The sequence below is a fragment of the Umezawaea beigongshangensis genome (genome assembly GCF_016464305.1).
In the GTDB taxonomy this organism is placed as follows: Bacteria; Actinomycetota; Actinomycetes; order Mycobacteriales; family Pseudonocardiaceae; genus Umezawaea_A; species Umezawaea_A beigongshangensis.
Window position 1 is genome coordinate 599,444 of sequence record NZ_JAEIOJ010000001.1, and the last position, 13,960, is coordinate 613,403.

Annotated in this window: 16 protein-coding genes; 4 read left to right on the forward strand and 12 right to left on the reverse strand. The window is 73.2% G+C overall.

Annotation, left to right across the window (positions count from 1 at the left end):
- Positions 1–76: 76 nt before the first annotated feature.
- On the reverse strand, positions 77–385 hold the full coding sequence (locus tag IMZ35_RS02810; RefSeq protein ID WP_199439244.1) for an Rv1322 family protein: 309 nt from the start codon (positions 383–385) through the stop codon (positions 77–79).
- Between the two features lie 50 nt (positions 386–435).
- On the opposite strand from IMZ35_RS02810, the gene IMZ35_RS02815 reads away from it, so the two are divergent.
- Both IMZ35_RS02815 and IMZ35_RS02820 read left to right on the forward strand, forming a co-directional pair.
- The gene (locus tag IMZ35_RS02815; RefSeq protein WP_199439245.1) at positions 436–825 is read left to right on the forward strand and encodes a hypothetical protein; all 390 of its coding nucleotides are present in this window, start codon (positions 436–438) and stop codon (positions 823–825) included.
- Positions 826–832: 7 nt separating this feature from the next.
- Positions 833–1,042 carry an FmdB family zinc ribbon protein gene (locus IMZ35_RS02820; protein WP_199439246.1) on the forward strand — a complete coding sequence of 70 codons (210 nt, stop codon included), beginning with the start codon at positions 833–835 and terminating at the stop codon, positions 1,040–1,042.
- Here the strand turns inward: IMZ35_RS02820 and IMZ35_RS02825 are convergent.
- The 7 genes from IMZ35_RS02825 to IMZ35_RS02855 all read right to left on the reverse strand — a co-directional run bounded on the left by IMZ35_RS02825 (position 1,039) and on the right by IMZ35_RS02855 (position 8,784).
- A complete protein-coding gene (locus tag IMZ35_RS02825; RefSeq protein ID WP_199439247.1) occupies positions 1,039–1,635 on the reverse strand; it encodes a DUF3558 family protein in 597 nt (198 codons plus the stop codon). The genes IMZ35_RS02820 and IMZ35_RS02825 overlap by 4 nt on opposite strands.
- Positions 1,636–1,685: 50 nt before the next feature.
- On the reverse strand, positions 1,686–3,461 hold the full coding sequence (locus IMZ35_RS02830; protein ID WP_307867692.1) for a 3-hydroxyacyl-CoA dehydrogenase family protein: 1,776 nt from the start codon (positions 3,459–3,461) through the stop codon (positions 1,686–1,688).
- 131 nt (positions 3,462–3,592) lie between these two features.
- Entirely contained in the window at positions 3,593–4,300 is a 708-nt protein-coding gene (gene dhaM / locus IMZ35_RS02835) for a dihydroxyacetone kinase phosphoryl donor subunit DhaM (RefSeq protein WP_307867693.1), read from the reverse strand.
- Positions 4,297–4,938 carry a dihydroxyacetone kinase subunit DhaL gene (gene dhaL / locus IMZ35_RS02840; protein ID WP_199439249.1) on the reverse strand — a complete coding sequence of 214 codons (642 nt, stop codon included), beginning with the start codon at positions 4,936–4,938 and terminating at the stop codon, positions 4,297–4,299. The genes dhaM and dhaL overlap by 4 nt, the downstream gene beginning before the upstream one ends.
- A gap of 1 nt (position 4,939) precedes the next feature.
- The gene (gene dhaK / locus IMZ35_RS02845) at positions 4,940–5,941 is read right to left on the reverse strand and encodes a dihydroxyacetone kinase subunit DhaK (protein WP_199439250.1); all 1,002 of its coding nucleotides are present in this window, start codon (positions 5,939–5,941) and stop codon (positions 4,940–4,942) included.
- Positions 5,942–6,165: 224 nt separating this feature from the next.
- Positions 6,166–7,695, reverse strand: a complete 1,530-nt coding sequence (locus IMZ35_RS02850; protein WP_199439251.1) for an aldehyde dehydrogenase family protein — start codon at positions 7,693–7,695, stop codon at positions 6,166–6,168.
- Between the two features lie 78 nt (positions 7,696–7,773).
- The gene (locus tag IMZ35_RS02855; protein WP_199439252.1) at positions 7,774–8,784 is read right to left on the reverse strand and encodes a DUF3558 family protein; all 1,011 of its coding nucleotides are present in this window, start codon (positions 8,782–8,784) and stop codon (positions 7,774–7,776) included.
- A gap of 167 nt (positions 8,785–8,951) precedes the next feature.
- On the opposite strand from IMZ35_RS02855, the gene IMZ35_RS02860 reads away from it, so the two are divergent.
- Positions 8,952–9,110 (forward strand): hypothetical protein, encoded by a 159-nt coding sequence (locus tag IMZ35_RS02860; protein ID WP_199439253.1) that lies wholly within the window; start codon positions 8,952–8,954, stop codon positions 9,108–9,110.
- 16 nt (positions 9,111–9,126) lie between these two features.
- Here IMZ35_RS02860 and IMZ35_RS02865 read toward each other — a convergent pair whose 3' ends face one another.
- The 3 genes from IMZ35_RS02865 to nucS all read right to left on the reverse strand — a co-directional run bounded on the left by IMZ35_RS02865 (position 9,127) and on the right by nucS (position 12,104).
- Entirely contained in the window at positions 9,127–9,351 is a 225-nt protein-coding gene (locus IMZ35_RS02865) for a hypothetical protein (protein WP_199439622.1), read from the reverse strand.
- Positions 9,352–9,418: 67 nt separating this feature from the next.
- On the reverse strand, positions 9,419–11,104 hold the full coding sequence (locus tag IMZ35_RS02870; protein WP_199439254.1) for a sodium:solute symporter family protein: 1,686 nt from the start codon (positions 11,102–11,104) through the stop codon (positions 9,419–9,421).
- Positions 11,105–11,444: 340 nt separating this feature from the next.
- Entirely contained in the window at positions 11,445–12,104 is a 660-nt protein-coding gene (gene nucS, locus IMZ35_RS02875; protein WP_199439255.1) for an endonuclease NucS, read from the reverse strand.
- A gap of 309 nt (positions 12,105–12,413) precedes the next feature.
- Between nucS and IMZ35_RS02880 the strand changes: the two genes are divergently transcribed.
- A complete protein-coding gene (locus tag IMZ35_RS02880; RefSeq protein ID WP_199439623.1) occupies positions 12,414–12,956 on the forward strand; it encodes an NUDIX domain-containing protein in 543 nt (180 codons plus the stop codon).
- 15 nt (positions 12,957–12,971) lie between these two features.
- Here IMZ35_RS02880 and IMZ35_RS02885 read toward each other — a convergent pair whose 3' ends face one another.
- A complete protein-coding gene (locus tag IMZ35_RS02885) occupies positions 12,972–13,952 on the reverse strand; it encodes a GlxA family transcriptional regulator (protein WP_199439256.1) in 981 nt (326 codons plus the stop codon).
- Positions 13,953–13,960 lie beyond the last annotated feature (8 nt).

A 13,960-nucleotide genomic window follows, 5' to 3' on the forward strand; every position in this document is an offset into this window, starting at 1 on the left:
GGACGTGCCCCCCGCCGGTGGTCCACCGGGTCCGCACGACGCCCAACTGCTCGACGCTCAGCGGCCACCGCCGAGGTCAGAAGCGCCTGCGGGTCGGGCGGCGGTTGCCCCGCGCGTTCCAGCAGCCCTGGTGCCAGTGGCGGCGGTCCTCCACCGAGCCGTGCTCCGCCGCCGGCCAGGCCACCACGTGCGGCGTGCCGGGCCTGATCTCGTGGTCGCAGCCGGGACAGCGGTAGGACTTGGTGGTCTGCGCGCCGGGCACGGTGCGCACCGTCCACTCGCCGTCGGGGGCGGACTCGGTGCGGGCCCAGCCCGCGCCGCCCCCGAGGGAACGCGGCTCGTCAGAACCCGGCGCGGGACGTCGGGGATGGTTGCGGCGCGGCACGGGGGACCACAGTATCCGGAGTGCGCGCCCGCATCCCCTACGGTCGTGGGATGAGCAGTTCATCGGCGGACGTCCGAACGCGCGCGCGGATCGCCGTGACGCTGGTGCTGATCGCCGAGGTGCTGGCCATGGTCCTGCCCGCCGTCGACGGCACGTTCCCCGACCTCGGCGGGGAGACCGGGCGCGGCAACGCGCTGCGCTGGGAGCGCGAGGGCGTCGTGGTGGCCTCCAGCTCGGTGCTGCTGGTCGTCACGGCCGCGACGCTGCTGCCGCTGTGGCTGCGGCCGCGGTCGTCGAGCTGGCTGTTCCTGTTCGTCGGCACGCACGCGGCGGTGGTGGGACTCGGCTGGGCGCACCGGCTGCCGGTGCTGGCGGGCGTCGCCGCGGTGTCCGCCGTCCTGGTGACCACCCTGCACCTGATCGCGGTCGACCGGGGATGATGGGCGGGTGCCCACCTACGAGTACCGCTGCCGGTCCTGCGGGTCGACCTTCGACGTCAACCGGCCCATGAGCGCGTCGTCCGACCCCGCGCAGTGCCCCGAGGGCCACGACGACACGGTGAAGCTGCTGTCGATGGCCGGACTGGGCGGCAGCGGGAGCGCCGGAGCCCCCGCCGGTGGTGGCGGAGGCTGCTGCGGCGGAGGCTGCTGCGGTTAGGCCGGTTCCTTCGACAGGAGGACCTCGGCGGCCTTGCGGCCCTGCTCGCAGATGCCGCCGTACTTGTTCGAGCCGTCGATGGCGATGATGCCCAGCCCGCCGCCCGCGTACTCCAGGACGAGCACGCAGGAGGGCTGCACGTCCGGGTCCTCGCTGCGGTCGAGGTAGAAGACGGTGCGGCCGCCCACGTCGTAGGTGGCCGTCTGCTCGTCCAGGGTCAGCGCCTTGCCCTCGCGGAAGCGCAGCGAGATGCCGACCTCCTGCACCGCGCTCTCCTTGAGCTGGGTCTGCCAGCTGCACGACTGCTCGTACTCGGTGTCGTACCCCGTCTTCGTGGGCGGCGCGGACTTGTCCGCCACCTCGTAGGGCAGGTCCTTCCAGGACAGCAGCTCGCACAGGTCGAACGACGCCGGTTCCGGCGCGCTGGAGGAGTTCGGCGTCGACCTGCTGGTCGACGGCGCGGGGGTGTCGGTCTCGAAGGGCGGCACCACGTCGCCGGGAATCCCGGCCACGGGCGTGCCCTGGATCGAGTACGCGCACCCGGACGAGAGGCAGAGGACCGCCACCACCAGTGAGATCACCGCACGCCGCATGGCACCAGCTTCGCAAACGCCGGTGCCACGCGTGACGGCGGGGAGCGCGATCAGGTGTGGTCCCGGAAACCCTTGCCGGTCTTGCGGCCCAGGCGGCCCGCCGTGACCAGGTGCTCCAGCAGGGGCGCGGGGGCGAAACCGGCCTCGCGGAACTCCCGGTAGAGCGTGCGCTCGATGGCCAGCGACACGTCCAGCCCCACGACGTCGAGCAGCTCGAACGGGCCCATCGGCAGGCCGCAGCCGATCTTCATGGCGGTGTCGATGTCGTCGGCCTCCGCGTAGTGGGCCTCCAGCATCTTCACCGCGTCGTTGAGGTACGGGAACAGCAGCGCGTTCACGACGAACCCGGCGCGGTCGCCGCAGTGCACCGGCCGCTTGCCCAGGTCGAGGCAGACCTGCCGGGCGGTGGCGACGACGACCGGGTCCGTGGTGATGGTCCCGACGACCTCGACCAGCTTCATGACCTGCGCGGGGTTGAAGAAGTGCAGGCCCACGACGTCGGCCGGCCGCGAGGTCGCGGCGGCGCACTCCACGACCGGCAGGGACGAGGTGGTGGTCGCGAGGACGGCGCCGGGCTTGCAGACCTCGTCCAGCGCCGCGAACACGGCCCTCTTGACCGCCAGGTCCTCGGCGACCGCCTCGACCACGAGGTCGCAGTCGGCCAGCTCCTCGAAGTCCACCGCGAGCGCGATGCGCGCGAGCACGGCGTCGCGGTCGACCCCGGCCAGCCTGCCGCGGCTCACGGCGCGGTCGAGGGACGCGCGGAGGCGGCCCTGGGCCGCCTCCGCCCGGTCGAGGGCGCGGGCGCGCAGCACCACGTCGTAACCGCTCCTGGCGAACACCTCGGTGATGCCGGTGGCCATCGTCCCGGTGCCGATCACCCCGACGCGCCGCACCCGGCGGACCGCCGCGGCGTCCCGCGTCGCGGCGGGCGTCCGCGCGTCGGGCACGACGGTGTGCGAGTGGGGCGCGTCGTAGGTGTAGAAGCCGCGCCCGGTCTTGCGGCCCAGCAGGCCCGCCGTGATCATCTGCTTGAGCAGCGGAGCCGGGGCGTGCAGCCGGTCGCGGGACTGGTGGTACATCGTGTCGAGGATCTCGTGGGCGGTGTCCAGGCCGATGAGGTCCAGCAGGGCCAGCGGGCCCATCGGGTAGCCGCAGCCGTGCCGCATGGCCGCGTCGAGGTCCTCGCGGGTCGCGTAGCGGGACTCGAACATCCGCACGGCGTGGTTGAGGTAGCCGAACAGCAGCGCGTTGGCGATGAACCCGGCGCGGTCGCCGATCACGACGGGCGTCTTGCCGATGCGCTCGGCGAACGCCACGACGTCGGTGACCACCTCGGGCTCGGTGACGACGGTCCGCACCACCTCGACGAGCTTCTGCACCGGCGCGGGGTTGAAGAAGTGCAGGCCGACGACCTTGCCCGGCCGGCTGGTGTGCACGCCGATCTCGGTGATGGACAGCGACGAGGTGTTGGACGCGAGGACGGTGCCGGGACCGACGACGCGGTCGATCTCCGCGAACACCTCGGCCTTCAGCTCGACGCGCTCGGGCACGGCCTCGATCACCAGGTCGCACCCGGCGAGGTCGGCGAACGACGTGGTGAGGGTGATCCGCTCGAACAGCTCCGCGCGGGCGGCGCCGTCGAGCTTGCTGCGGGCGACGGCGCGGTCCGTGGAGCGCTCCAGGTGCTCGCGGGCACGGCTCAGCGCGTCGGAGTCCACGTCCACCGCCACCACGGGAAGGCCCTCGCGCGCCAGCACCTCCACGATCCCGGCCCCCATGGTGCCGAGCCCGACCACGCCGACCGTGCCGAACGAGTGCGCCACTGCACTACCTCCCACGTCACCGGGTGCTACCAGCGGGTAACTTGTGGCGACTATCCCACGAACCCGGCGTGGCGAGCCCGTGAGCTGCACCATCGGGATCGAGCAAGGGATCGGTCCAGCGACCGGACGGCCTACTCCTCGAAGTTGCGCTCCGCCAGCCCCCGCACGCGCCTGATCGCCTCCTCCGCCTGCGGCCCGCTCGCGGTCACGGCGACCCGCGCGCCCCTCCCGGCACCGAGTCCCATCAGGGCCAGCACGCTCGCCGCGTCGGCCTGGTGGCCGCCGTACCGGACGACCACGCGCGCGTCCAGCTCCGCCACCGTGCGGGCGAGCAGCGCGGCGGGACGCGCGTGCAGCCCCACCTCGTTGGTCAGCAGGACCTCCGCGCTGGTCGGACCGCCCGCGACGGCGGGCTGCTCGCGCGGCGGTTCGGCGGGAACGGCGGTGGGCCCCGCCGCGGCGGCCGACCGGGCGGCCTCGGCGACCGTCGCCAGGCCCGCGCCGCTCTGAGCGGCGACGGCCGCGGCGACCGCGCCCTCCACCAGCGGCGCGTCGACCACGAGCACGGCGTCCGGGTCCGCCGCGGTCTCGGCCGCCAGCTCCGCGGCCATCCCGGCGCTGCCCAGGTCGTAGAGGACGGCGGCTCCGGCGCCCGAGTCCGCCGCGCTCAGGGCGCGCGACACGGCGTCGGGGTCGGTGCCGATGCCTCCGTCTGCCGTGCCGCCCACCGGCAGCACGGCGACCTGCGGAGCCATCTGCGCGGCGACCTCGACGACACCGGCGGCGAGCTGACGGCTGTGCGACACGACGACGAGGCCGACCCTCGCGGAGGCGGTCACCCGGCGCTCCCCGCCGCGTGGTCGGCGAACGCCCGCAGCAGCAGCGACGCCGACCGGGCACCGGGGTCGAGGTGCCCCGCGCTGCGCTCGCCGAGGTAGGACGCCCTGCCCTTGCGGGCGACCAGCGGCACCGTCGACTCGGCGCCCTCCGCGGCGGCGTCGGCGGCGGCCCGCAGCACCCCGGCGACGTCGGCGCCGCCACCCGCGGCCGACTCGGCCGCGGCGACGGCCGGTGCCAGCGCGTCCACCACCGTCTTGTCCCCGAGCTGGGCCCCGCCCCGCGCCACGACGCCGTCCAGCGCGGCGCGCAGCGCCGCGGCGACCGTCGCGGCGTCCAGCTCCTCCGCGGCGCCGACGGCGCGCGCCGCGCGCAGGAACCCCGTGCCGTAGAGCGGACCGGCGGCGCCGCCGACCGTGGAGATCAGCGTCTTCGCCACCACCTCGAGCACGCCGCCGGGCGACGACGGCACGCCGGCGTCCAGCGCGGCCACCACGGCGGCGAACCCGCGCCCGAGGTTCTCGCCGTGGTCGGCGTCGCCGATCGGCCGGTCGAGGTTCACCAGCTCGTCGCGGTGCCGCCGCACGACCCCGGCCGCCGCCCGCACCGCGTCGGCCACGTCCTTCTCCGCGCACCCCACGTCAGATCCCCCACCGCAGCGCCGCCGTGCTGACCGGCGCGTCCCACAGCTCCACCAGCTCGTCGTCGAGCTTCAGCAGCGTCAGGCTCATGCCCTGCATCTCCAGACTCGTGACGTACGGACCGACCAGCCGCCGCTCCACGCGCACCCCGCGCTCGGCGAGCAACCGCTCGGCGACGCCGTGCGCGACGTACAGCTCGATCAGCGGCGTGCCGCCCGTGGAGTTGGTGAACAGCAGCACCCGGTCGCCCTCCCCGAGGGGCATGTCCTCCAGGATCGGGTCGAGCAGGTGGCGCACGGCGTCGTCGGCCGTGCCCACCGGCACCCGCCGACGCCCCGGCTCGCCGTGGATGCCGATGCCGACCTCCATCTCGTCCTCGCCGAGGGCGAAGGTCGGCTCGCCGACGTGGGGCACCGTGCAGGAGGTGAGCGCGAGCCCCATGGAGCGCACCCGGTCGAGCACCCGGTGGGCGAGCTCCTCGCAGGTCTCCAGGCTCGCGCCGCGCTCGGCGGCCGCGCCGACGATCTTCTCCAGCAGCACGGTGCCGCCCACACCGCGGCGACCGGCCGTGTGGAGGGAGTCCCGCACCGCCACGTCGTCGCCGATCACCACCGTGCGCACCTCGACGCCGTCCGCGGCGGCCAGCTCCGCCGCCGTCTCGAAGTTGAGCACGTCGCCGGTGTAGTTCTTCACGATCAGCAGGGTGCCGACGCCGCCGTCGGTCAGCGACACGGCGGCGGCCACCTGGTCGGGCGTGGGCGAGGTGAACACCGCGCCGGGGCAGGCGGCGTCGAGCATCCCGTGACCGACGAACCCGCCGTGCAGCGGCTCGTGGCCGGAGCCGCCGCCGGAGACGATCGCCACCTTGCGGGGCACGGGGGCCTCGGCGCGCACGATCACGGCCGGGTCCTCCCGCACCCGCAGGAGGTCCGGGTGCGCGAGCGCCATCCCCCGCAGGGCGTCGAGCACCACGGTCCCCGGATCGTTGATGATCTTCTTCATCGGGCCTCCGATCGTCGCTGATCGGGTTCTTCCTACTCCTCCGGCCCGACGGCGGGAACGGCACGAGCACCCGACGTCGTCACCGGTCGCACGACCGGGTCGGGTTCCACGGCGCGACGACGCGACAGCGGTGACCCTCCGCAGCAGAACACCGGGAAGGAGCACCGCGCCGGGCACCGAATCACTCCGCGGTGGACGGCACCTCGCTCGATCGGGCCAAGTCCTCAGCGACCGTGCAGCAGCCGCACGAGGCGCACGACGTGCCGCAGGGTGCGGCTGCCCCTGTCGTAGCTGGACGGGTTGAGCGGGGCCCCGAAGCGCTTGCGCGCGACCGACTGCGGCGCGGCGAACTCCCGCAGGCCGTCCTCGCCGTGGACGCGGCCGAAGCCCGAGTCCCCCGAACCGCCGAAGGGCAGCGAGGGGATTCCGGCGAAGGCGAGCACGGAGTTGACCGACACCATGCCGGCGCGCATCTTCCCGGCCAGTTCGTCACCGCGCGAGCGGGAGAACACCGCGGCCCCGAGGGCGTAGCGGCTCGCGTTCGCCCGGCGCACGCCCTCGTCGGCGTCGGCGACCCGGTTGATCACCAGTACCGGGCCGAACGTCTCGTCGGCGACCGCGGCCGAGTCCTCCGGCACGTCGAGGAGCACCACGGGCTCGACGAACGGGGGCCGCACCGACTCCACGCCGCCCACGACGGCCCGCCCGCCCCGCTCCAGGGCGTCGCGCACGTGCGAGCGGACGATCTCGACCTGCGAGGGCATGGTGATCGGCCCCAGGTCGGCGTCGGGATCGCCGCCCGGCCGCAGCCGGGCCGCGCGGGCGGTCACCAGCGCGGTGAACTCGTCGGCGACGGCGTCGGCCACGTAGACCCGCTCCACCCCGGCGCAGGTCTGGCCCGCGTTGGTGAACCCGCCGAACACGACGGCCTCGGCCGCCGCCCTCAGGTCGGCGTCCTCCGCGATCACCACGGCGTCCTTGCCACCGCACTCCACCAGCACGGGGGTGAGCGTCTCGGCGCAGGCCGCCATGACGCGCCGGCCCGTCGCCGTGGAGCCGGTGAACGCGAGCTTGTCCACGCCGGAGCGGCACAGGGCGGCACCCGTCTCGCCGAACCCGGTGACGACCTGGAACACCGGCCGCCCCGGCACGACCTCGGCGAACGTGTCGGCGAGGAAGCGGCCGACGCCCGGCGTGTACTCGCTGGGCTTGAACACCACCGCGTTGCCAGCGGCGAGGGCGTGGGTGATGGAGCCCATCGGGGTGAAGGCCGGGTAGTTCCACGGCCCGATCACGCCGACCACGCCGTACGGCTTGTACTCGACCGTGGCCGAGTGGTTGGCCAGGAGAACGCCGGTCGCCACCCGGCGCTTGCCGAGCACGCGCCCGGCGTTGCGGGTCGCCCAGTGCAGGTGGTCGATCAGCAGCACCAGTTCGATGCGGGCGTCGTCGGCCGACTTGCCCGTCTCGGCGCTGATCAGCGCGAGCAGCTCGTCGAGGCGGGCCAGCAGGAGCTTCCGCCACGCGGTGAGCAGCGGGGTGCGCCCGGCGAAGCCGAGGTCGCGCCACCAGGCGGCGGCGGGCCGGGCCGCGCGGACGGCCTCGGCCACGTCGTCGGCCGAGTGCACCGGGTGGTGGGCGAGCACCTCGCCGGTGCGCGGGTCCAGCGAGGCGAACTGCTCCTCGCCAGCTGCGTGAGCGGTCCGGTCGTCGACCGGAACCGCCTGCGGACCGTCGGGGGCGGTCTGCGTCATCGACCCTCCAGGTGCTCACCGCGAACTGCGTATTACCCGACAGTAACGGGTAGCCGCCCGCGCGTCAGCCCCCGCGGTTCAGGGCTTGGGGATCTTCGGCAGCAGCGCCTTGGCGAACGCCTGCGCCCTGGCGCACCGGTCGAACTGCGACTCCTTCGGGCCCGAGGACTTGACCTCGACGAGCTCGCCCTCGGTCCCACCCGACTCGCGCTGGAGCCAGAACACCTCGCAGCTCGGGAACGCGCCGTCGTCGGGGAGCTGGAACGCCGGCGTGCCGTTCAGGTCGACCGGCTGCTGCCCCGGCTCGAAGGCGTTGCCGTCCGGCACGAACGTGGTGCGGAAGTTGACCGAGATCTCGGCGGTGCGCGAGATCCACGAGCAGTTGTGCAGCCCGTAGGGGTAGGTCTTGGGGGCGTCGCCCGCCGCCTCCGCGACCACGCCCTGCTCGGGCAGCGCGCACGGGTCGAGCGAGACCAGCGAGCCCTTGGCGGGAGTGATCTTCTCGGCGCCGTCGGCGATCTGCCGCACGACCGACTCGGCGACCGCGCGGCCGGGCACGCACGGATCGCCCTCCTTGTAGCCGATCTGCACGGTGATCCCGAGTCCCGGCTCGTCCTGCGTGATGACGTGGACGAAGCACGCGGTGTCGTCGAGCGTCTGCTCCACGCTGGGCAGCCCGCCGATCTTGCGGTCCGCCTTCTCGACCTCGCTCGTCATCGTCTCGCCGAGCTTGATGCTGATGCTCAGGTCCTCGCCCTGCTTGTCCACCATGTAGTTGGCGCACTCGCTGAAGCTCGACGGGGTCGTGTCGGCCGGGCGGCCCAGCGAGCGCAGCACCTCGTTGTCGAACAGCGCGCACGGGTCGAGCAGGCGCAGCTGGTCGGGGGCGAACGCGGGGTCGGCCCGGCCGGCGCCCCGGTTGCCGCCGCTGGTCGGCGTGCCGGACCCGGTGACGTTCTCCGCGACGGGGACGGTGCTGCGCGGGTAGGTCTTCTTCGCGAGGTCGGGACCGGTCGCGCACCCGCTCAGGACGGTGAGCGCGCAGACGACGGCGGCGACCGCGGTGGCGCGGTGGTGGGGACGGGTCACGGAGTGCACGGTAGCGACCGTCACGCGTGGACGTGAGAGGAACTGCCGAAAGCGAAATGCCTGGTCACACGTAGCGTGGCTGAGGTCACGCAGAGGTTCGGGAACGATACAGAAGATCGACGCGCTGCACTGGGTGCAAGGACATCACCGCTGAGAGGAAAGATCTGTTGACGATGCAGGACGGCCGTCCCCGCACCACCGTGCGCCGCAACCGCTCCGTCCAGGCCGACCGGCTCGGCCGCGCGATCCGCTGGATCGACGACTGGACCGTCGAGGCGTTCAACCCGGTCTACCCGCGCTCGCGCGTGGTGCGCGCACGCGGGTAGACCGAGCACCGGGAGATCAGTGGCCGGTGGCGTCGGAGTCGACGTCGCTGGCCTTCGTGCCGTCCGGGGGCACGACGACCGGTCGCAGCTTCGCCCACACGGCGAACAGCGCCGAGAGCAGCGCCATGCCGATGCCGGACCACAGGTTGATGTTCATGTCGCCGGCCTTCGCCAGCTCCGTCTCGTCGGTGAACCAGGCCCCGACGACGACGAGCACGACGCCGTAGACCGCGAACAGCATCGCGATGACGAGACGCAGGTCGAACAGACCCGCGGAGTGTGACTTCTGCTCGGACACGACGACTCCCTCAGCCGAAGACGATGTTGAGGACGACGGTCAGCACGAGCACGCCACCGCCGAGGAGGGCGGGCGAGCGGTACCAGCCCGCGTCGTCGCCCGTGGTGGAGTGCTGCCGGTCGGCCTTCGGAGTGAGGCTGTAGACCAGACCGCCGAGCCGCTCCTCGGGCACCGGCTTGGTGAACAGCGTGACCACGACGCTCACCAGGATGTCGACCACGAACGCCACACCGGCACCGACGAAGCTGGCGCCCTGGCCCGGCAGGTCGATCACACCGACCTCGGCGAGCAGGAAGATCGCGACGGCGCCGAACGTTCCGGCGACCAGACCGGCCCAGCCCGCGGCGGCGGACATCCTCTTCCAGAACATGCCGAGGATGAAGGTGGCGAACAGCGGCGCGTTGAAGAACGAGAACAGCGCCTGGATGTAGTCCATGATGTTGCCGTAGCCCGACGCGATGAACGCCGTGCCGATGGCGATCACGGTGCCGCCGACGGTGGCCAGCCGGCCCACCCGCAGGTAGTACTCGTCCGGCTTGTCCTTCTTGACGTAGTCCTGCCACAGGTCGTAGGTGAAGACCGTGTTGAAGGAGCTGACGTTCGCGGCGACACCGGCCATGAACGAGGCCAGCAGACCCGTGATGGCGATGCCGAGCATGCCGTTGGGCAGCAGTTCGCGCATGAGCAGCGGCAGGGCGTCGTTGTACTCGACGCCTCCGCCGGTCGCACCGGCCTTGAGCTCCTGCATCTGCGGCACGACCACCGCGGCGATCATGCCGGGCACGATGATGACGGCCGGGATGAGGGCCTTGGGGTACGCGCCGATGATCGGCGTGCGCCGCGCGGCGGACATGCTCTTGGCCGACAGCGCGCGCTGCACCTCGGCGAAGTTCGTCGTCCAGTAGCCGAAGGACAGCACGAAGCCCAGGCCGAACACGATGCCGATGACCGACAGCACCGGGTTCTGGATGCCGGTCAGCTCCGTGGCCGGGTAGGCGGAGAGCTGATCGGCGCCGCCGGGACCAGCGGTGATCTTCTCCTTGAGGCCGTCCCAGCCGCCGACCTTGCTGAGACCGGCGATCGTGAGCGGCAGCAGGGCCGCGACGATCACGAAGAACTGCAGCACCTCGTTGTAGATCGCGGCCGACAGGCCGCCGAGGGTGGTGTAGGCGAGCACGATGACGGCCGCGATCACGATCGACAGCGGGATCGGCCAGCCGAGCAGCAGGTTGAGCAGCAGCGCGAGGGCGTAGAGGTTGACGCCCGCGATGAGCACCTGGGCCGCGGCGAAGCTCAGCGCGTTGACCAGGTGCGCTCCCGTGCCGAAGCGCCGTCGCAGGAACTCCGGGACGCTGCGCACCTTGGAGCCGTAGTAGAACGGCATCATGACCAGGCCGAGGAAGACCATGGCCGGGATCGCGCCGATCCAGTAGTAGTGCACGGTCGGCAGGCCGTACTGAGCGCCGTTGGCCGCCATGCCCAGCAGCTCGATGGCGCCGAGGTTCGCCGAGATGAACGCGAGTCCGGTCACCCAGGCGGGGAGCGACCGGCCGGATAGCAGGAAGTCGAGACTGGTGGACACGGAGCGGCGGGCGAGCACGCCGATCCCGAGCACCACGACGAAGTAGATGACGAGCAACGCGTAGTCCAGCGGAGTCGCGTCCAGGCGAAGATCCGCGTCGGCCAGCACCGTCACCGGCCCACCTCCAAGTCCAACATTCCCCAACAAGAAGCCGCACGAACGACCAGCAATCGAACGTTACCGCACAGTAGAGCGAGTGCTGCGATCGGACCGTAGTCTCCTGATCACGGAACCGCAGATCATCGATCACTCCACCGGGGATGGACCGCGCCGCGGCAGGGGCCGACTTCCCCGCGTCCGGATCGGCGAAACCACACCGGCGCCGATCCGTGCCGACGGTCACCGGACCGGGTGCCGACCGATCGGTGCGCGGGCGCGCGGCAGCCGCTCGGCGGGGTGGGGATCACCGGCCGACCGGTGGTGCGGCGCGGACGCCGTCGACGGCGCTCGCGCCTCAGAACAGGCGCAGGTCGTCGCTCTCGATGCCGCGCAGCTCGTCGTAGTCGAGCACCACGCAGCGGATGCCCCGGTCCTCGGCGAGCGTCCGCGCCTGCGGCTTGATCTGCTGCGCGGCGAAGATCCCCCGCACGGGGGCGAGCAGCGGATCGCGGTTCAGCAGCTCCAGGTAGCGGGTGAGCTGCTCCACGCCGTCGATCTCGCCGCGCCGCTTGATCTCCACCGCCACCGACTTCCCGTCGGCGTCGCGGCACATCAGGTCGACCGGGCCGATCGGCGTGGGGAACTCCCGGCGCACCAGGCTCCAGCCCTCGCCCAGCGTGGTCACGTGCTCGGCGAGCAGCTTCTGCAGGTGCGCCTCGACGCCGTCCTTGACCAGACCCGGCTCGGCGCCCAGCTCGTGCTTCGAGTCGTGCAGCACCTCGTCCAGGGTGATGACGAGCTTCTCCCCCGCCTTGTTCTGCACGGTCCACAGACCGGGGTCCTCGATGAGCCAGCACGGCGGGCTCATCCAGTTCAGGGGCTTGTAGGCGCGGTCGTCGGAGTGCACCGAGAGCGAGCCGTCGGCCTTGATCAGCAGGAGCCGCTGGGCCATCGGCAGGTGGGCGGTGAGGCGGCCGACGTAGTCGACCTGGCAACGAGCGATGACGAGGCGCACCGCGACAGGCTACGGGGTCCGGTCACGCACCGGACGGGTGCCGTCGCCCGCCGTGTCGTCCCTCCCGCGCACGCTGCTGCCGGCCGCGTCGTGCTCGTCACCGCCTCGGTGGCGCTGACCGTCCTCCGCGGACGGGCGCGCGTCCTCGCGGTCACGGCTCGCGGGTTCCGCGCGACGGGCTCGTGCCGCCGCCGGGCGCCGGCCCGCGCCCGTCACGTGGCTCGCGTCCGGTCTCCGGACCGCTCTGGGACCGATCGTCTACTTCGGATACGGTCGTCGGCGATCTGCCCCGTCCCCGGAGGGATGACGATGGAAGCGCTCGGCTCGCGCGAGGTGTACGCGAACGCGTGGATGACCGTGCGGGAGGACCGCATCCGCAGGACGGACGGGACCACCGGCGTCTACGGCGTGATCGACAAGCCCGACTACGCGCTGGTGGTCCCCCTCGACGGCGAACGGGTCCACCTGGTCGAGCAGCACCGCTACCCGCTGGGGATGCGGCGCTGGGAGTTCCCGCAGGGCACCGCGCCCGACCGGGCCGACTCCGACCCGCTGGAGCTGGCCGCGCGCGAACTGCGCGAGGAGACGGGCCTGCGCGCCGGGCGGATGGTGGAGCTGGGCACGCTGGACGTGGCCCCCGGCATGTCCAGTCAGCGCGGCCGGGTGTTCCTCGCGACGGACCTCGTCGAGGGCGAGCCGGAGCGCGAGGCCGAGGAGCAGGACATGCGCACCGCCTGGTTCGCGCGCGGCGAGTTCGAGGCCATGATCGCGCGCGGGGAGATCACCGACGCGCAGACGGTGGCCGCCTACACGCTGCTCCTGCTGCACGAGCACGCCCAGCCGCCCACCTGAGTCGGCGCGGCCGGCTCAGACCGGCGACGCCACCGCCGCGGGGTGCTCCGGCACGCGGAACGTGCGCCGGTAGGCGTCGGGGGTGACGCCCAGCTCGGCGCGCAGCCTGCGTCGCAGGTTGGCCGGTGTGCCCAGGCCCGACCTCTCGGCCACCCGGTGCACCGGCAGGTCGGTGGTCTCCAGCAGCCGCTGGGCCAGGCGCACCCGCTGCACCCGCAGCCAGCGCCCCGGCGTGCTGCCGGTGGCGGCGAGGAACGCGCGGTGGAACGTCCGCTCGCTCAGCCCGGAGTGCCCGGCCAGGTCGTCGACGCCGATCGGCTCGGCCAGCCGCGGCACCGCCCAGTCGACGGTGGCGGCGACGCCGGGCCGGTCGGGACGCGCCGGGACGGGCGCCTCGACGTACTGGCGCTGGCCGCCCTCGCGCGCGGGCGGCATCACCAGGCGGCGGGCCAGCGCGGCGGCCACGTCCGCCCCGAGGGCGCGGCGCACGAGGTGCAGGCACAGGTCGGCCCCGCCCAGCACACCGGCCGACGTGTGCACGGACCCGTCGGAGGTGAACAGCACGTCGGGACGCACCAGGGCCGCCGGTGCGGTGGCGCGCAGCGCGTCGAGCAGCCGCCAGTGCGTCGTCGCCGCCCGTCCGTCGAGCAGTCCGGCCGCGGCGAGGACGAACGCCCCCGAGCACAGGGCGGCGACCGTCGCGCCCGCCGCGTGGGCGGAGCGCAGCGCGCGGACCGCGCCGGGCGGCACGGGGGCGTGCGGGTCGGCACGGCCCGGCACGACGACCAGGTCGCACCCGGCCAGCCCGGACAGGCCGTGCGTGGCGGGCAGCGAGCCGACCGGGTGCAGCGGCAGCGAGCGGCGACCGGCGGAGCAGAGCCGCAGCTCGAAGGGACCGATTCCCGCGTCCGCGCGGTCCACGCCCCACACCTCGCTCGCCACGGCGACGTCGAAGGTGCGGGTTCCCGGCAGGATCAGAACGCCCACGGTGCGCATGGCAGAAA

What these genes read in the sequence shown, in the direction of transcription:
- IMZ35_RS02815 (WP_199439245.1), top strand. Translation starts at nt 436, where the DNA reads ATGAGCAGTTCATCGGCGGACGTCCGAACGCGCGCGCGGATCGCCGTG.
- IMZ35_RS02825 (WP_199439247.1), bottom strand. Translation starts at nt 1,635, where the DNA reads ATGCGGCGTGCGGTGATCTCACTGGTGGTGGCGGTCCTCTGCCTCTCG.
- dhaK (WP_199439250.1), bottom strand. Translation starts at nt 5,941, where the DNA reads ATGAAGAAGATCATCAACGATCCGGGGACCGTGGTGCTCGACGCCCTG.
- IMZ35_RS02850 (WP_199439251.1), bottom strand. Translation starts at nt 7,695, where the DNA reads ATGACGCAGACCGCCCCCGACGGTCCGCAGGCGGTTCCGGTCGACGAC.
- IMZ35_RS02865 (WP_199439622.1), bottom strand. Translation starts at nt 9,351, where the DNA reads ATGCTGTTCGCGGTCTACGGCGTCGTGCTCGTCGTCGTCGGGGCCTGG.
- IMZ35_RS02880 (WP_199439623.1), top strand. Translation starts at nt 12,414, where the DNA reads ATGGAAGCGCTCGGCTCGCGCGAGGTGTACGCGAACGCGTGGATGACC.
- IMZ35_RS02885 (WP_199439256.1), bottom strand. Translation starts at nt 13,952, where the DNA reads ATGCGCACCGTGGGCGTTCTGATCCTGCCGGGAACCCGCACCTTCGAC.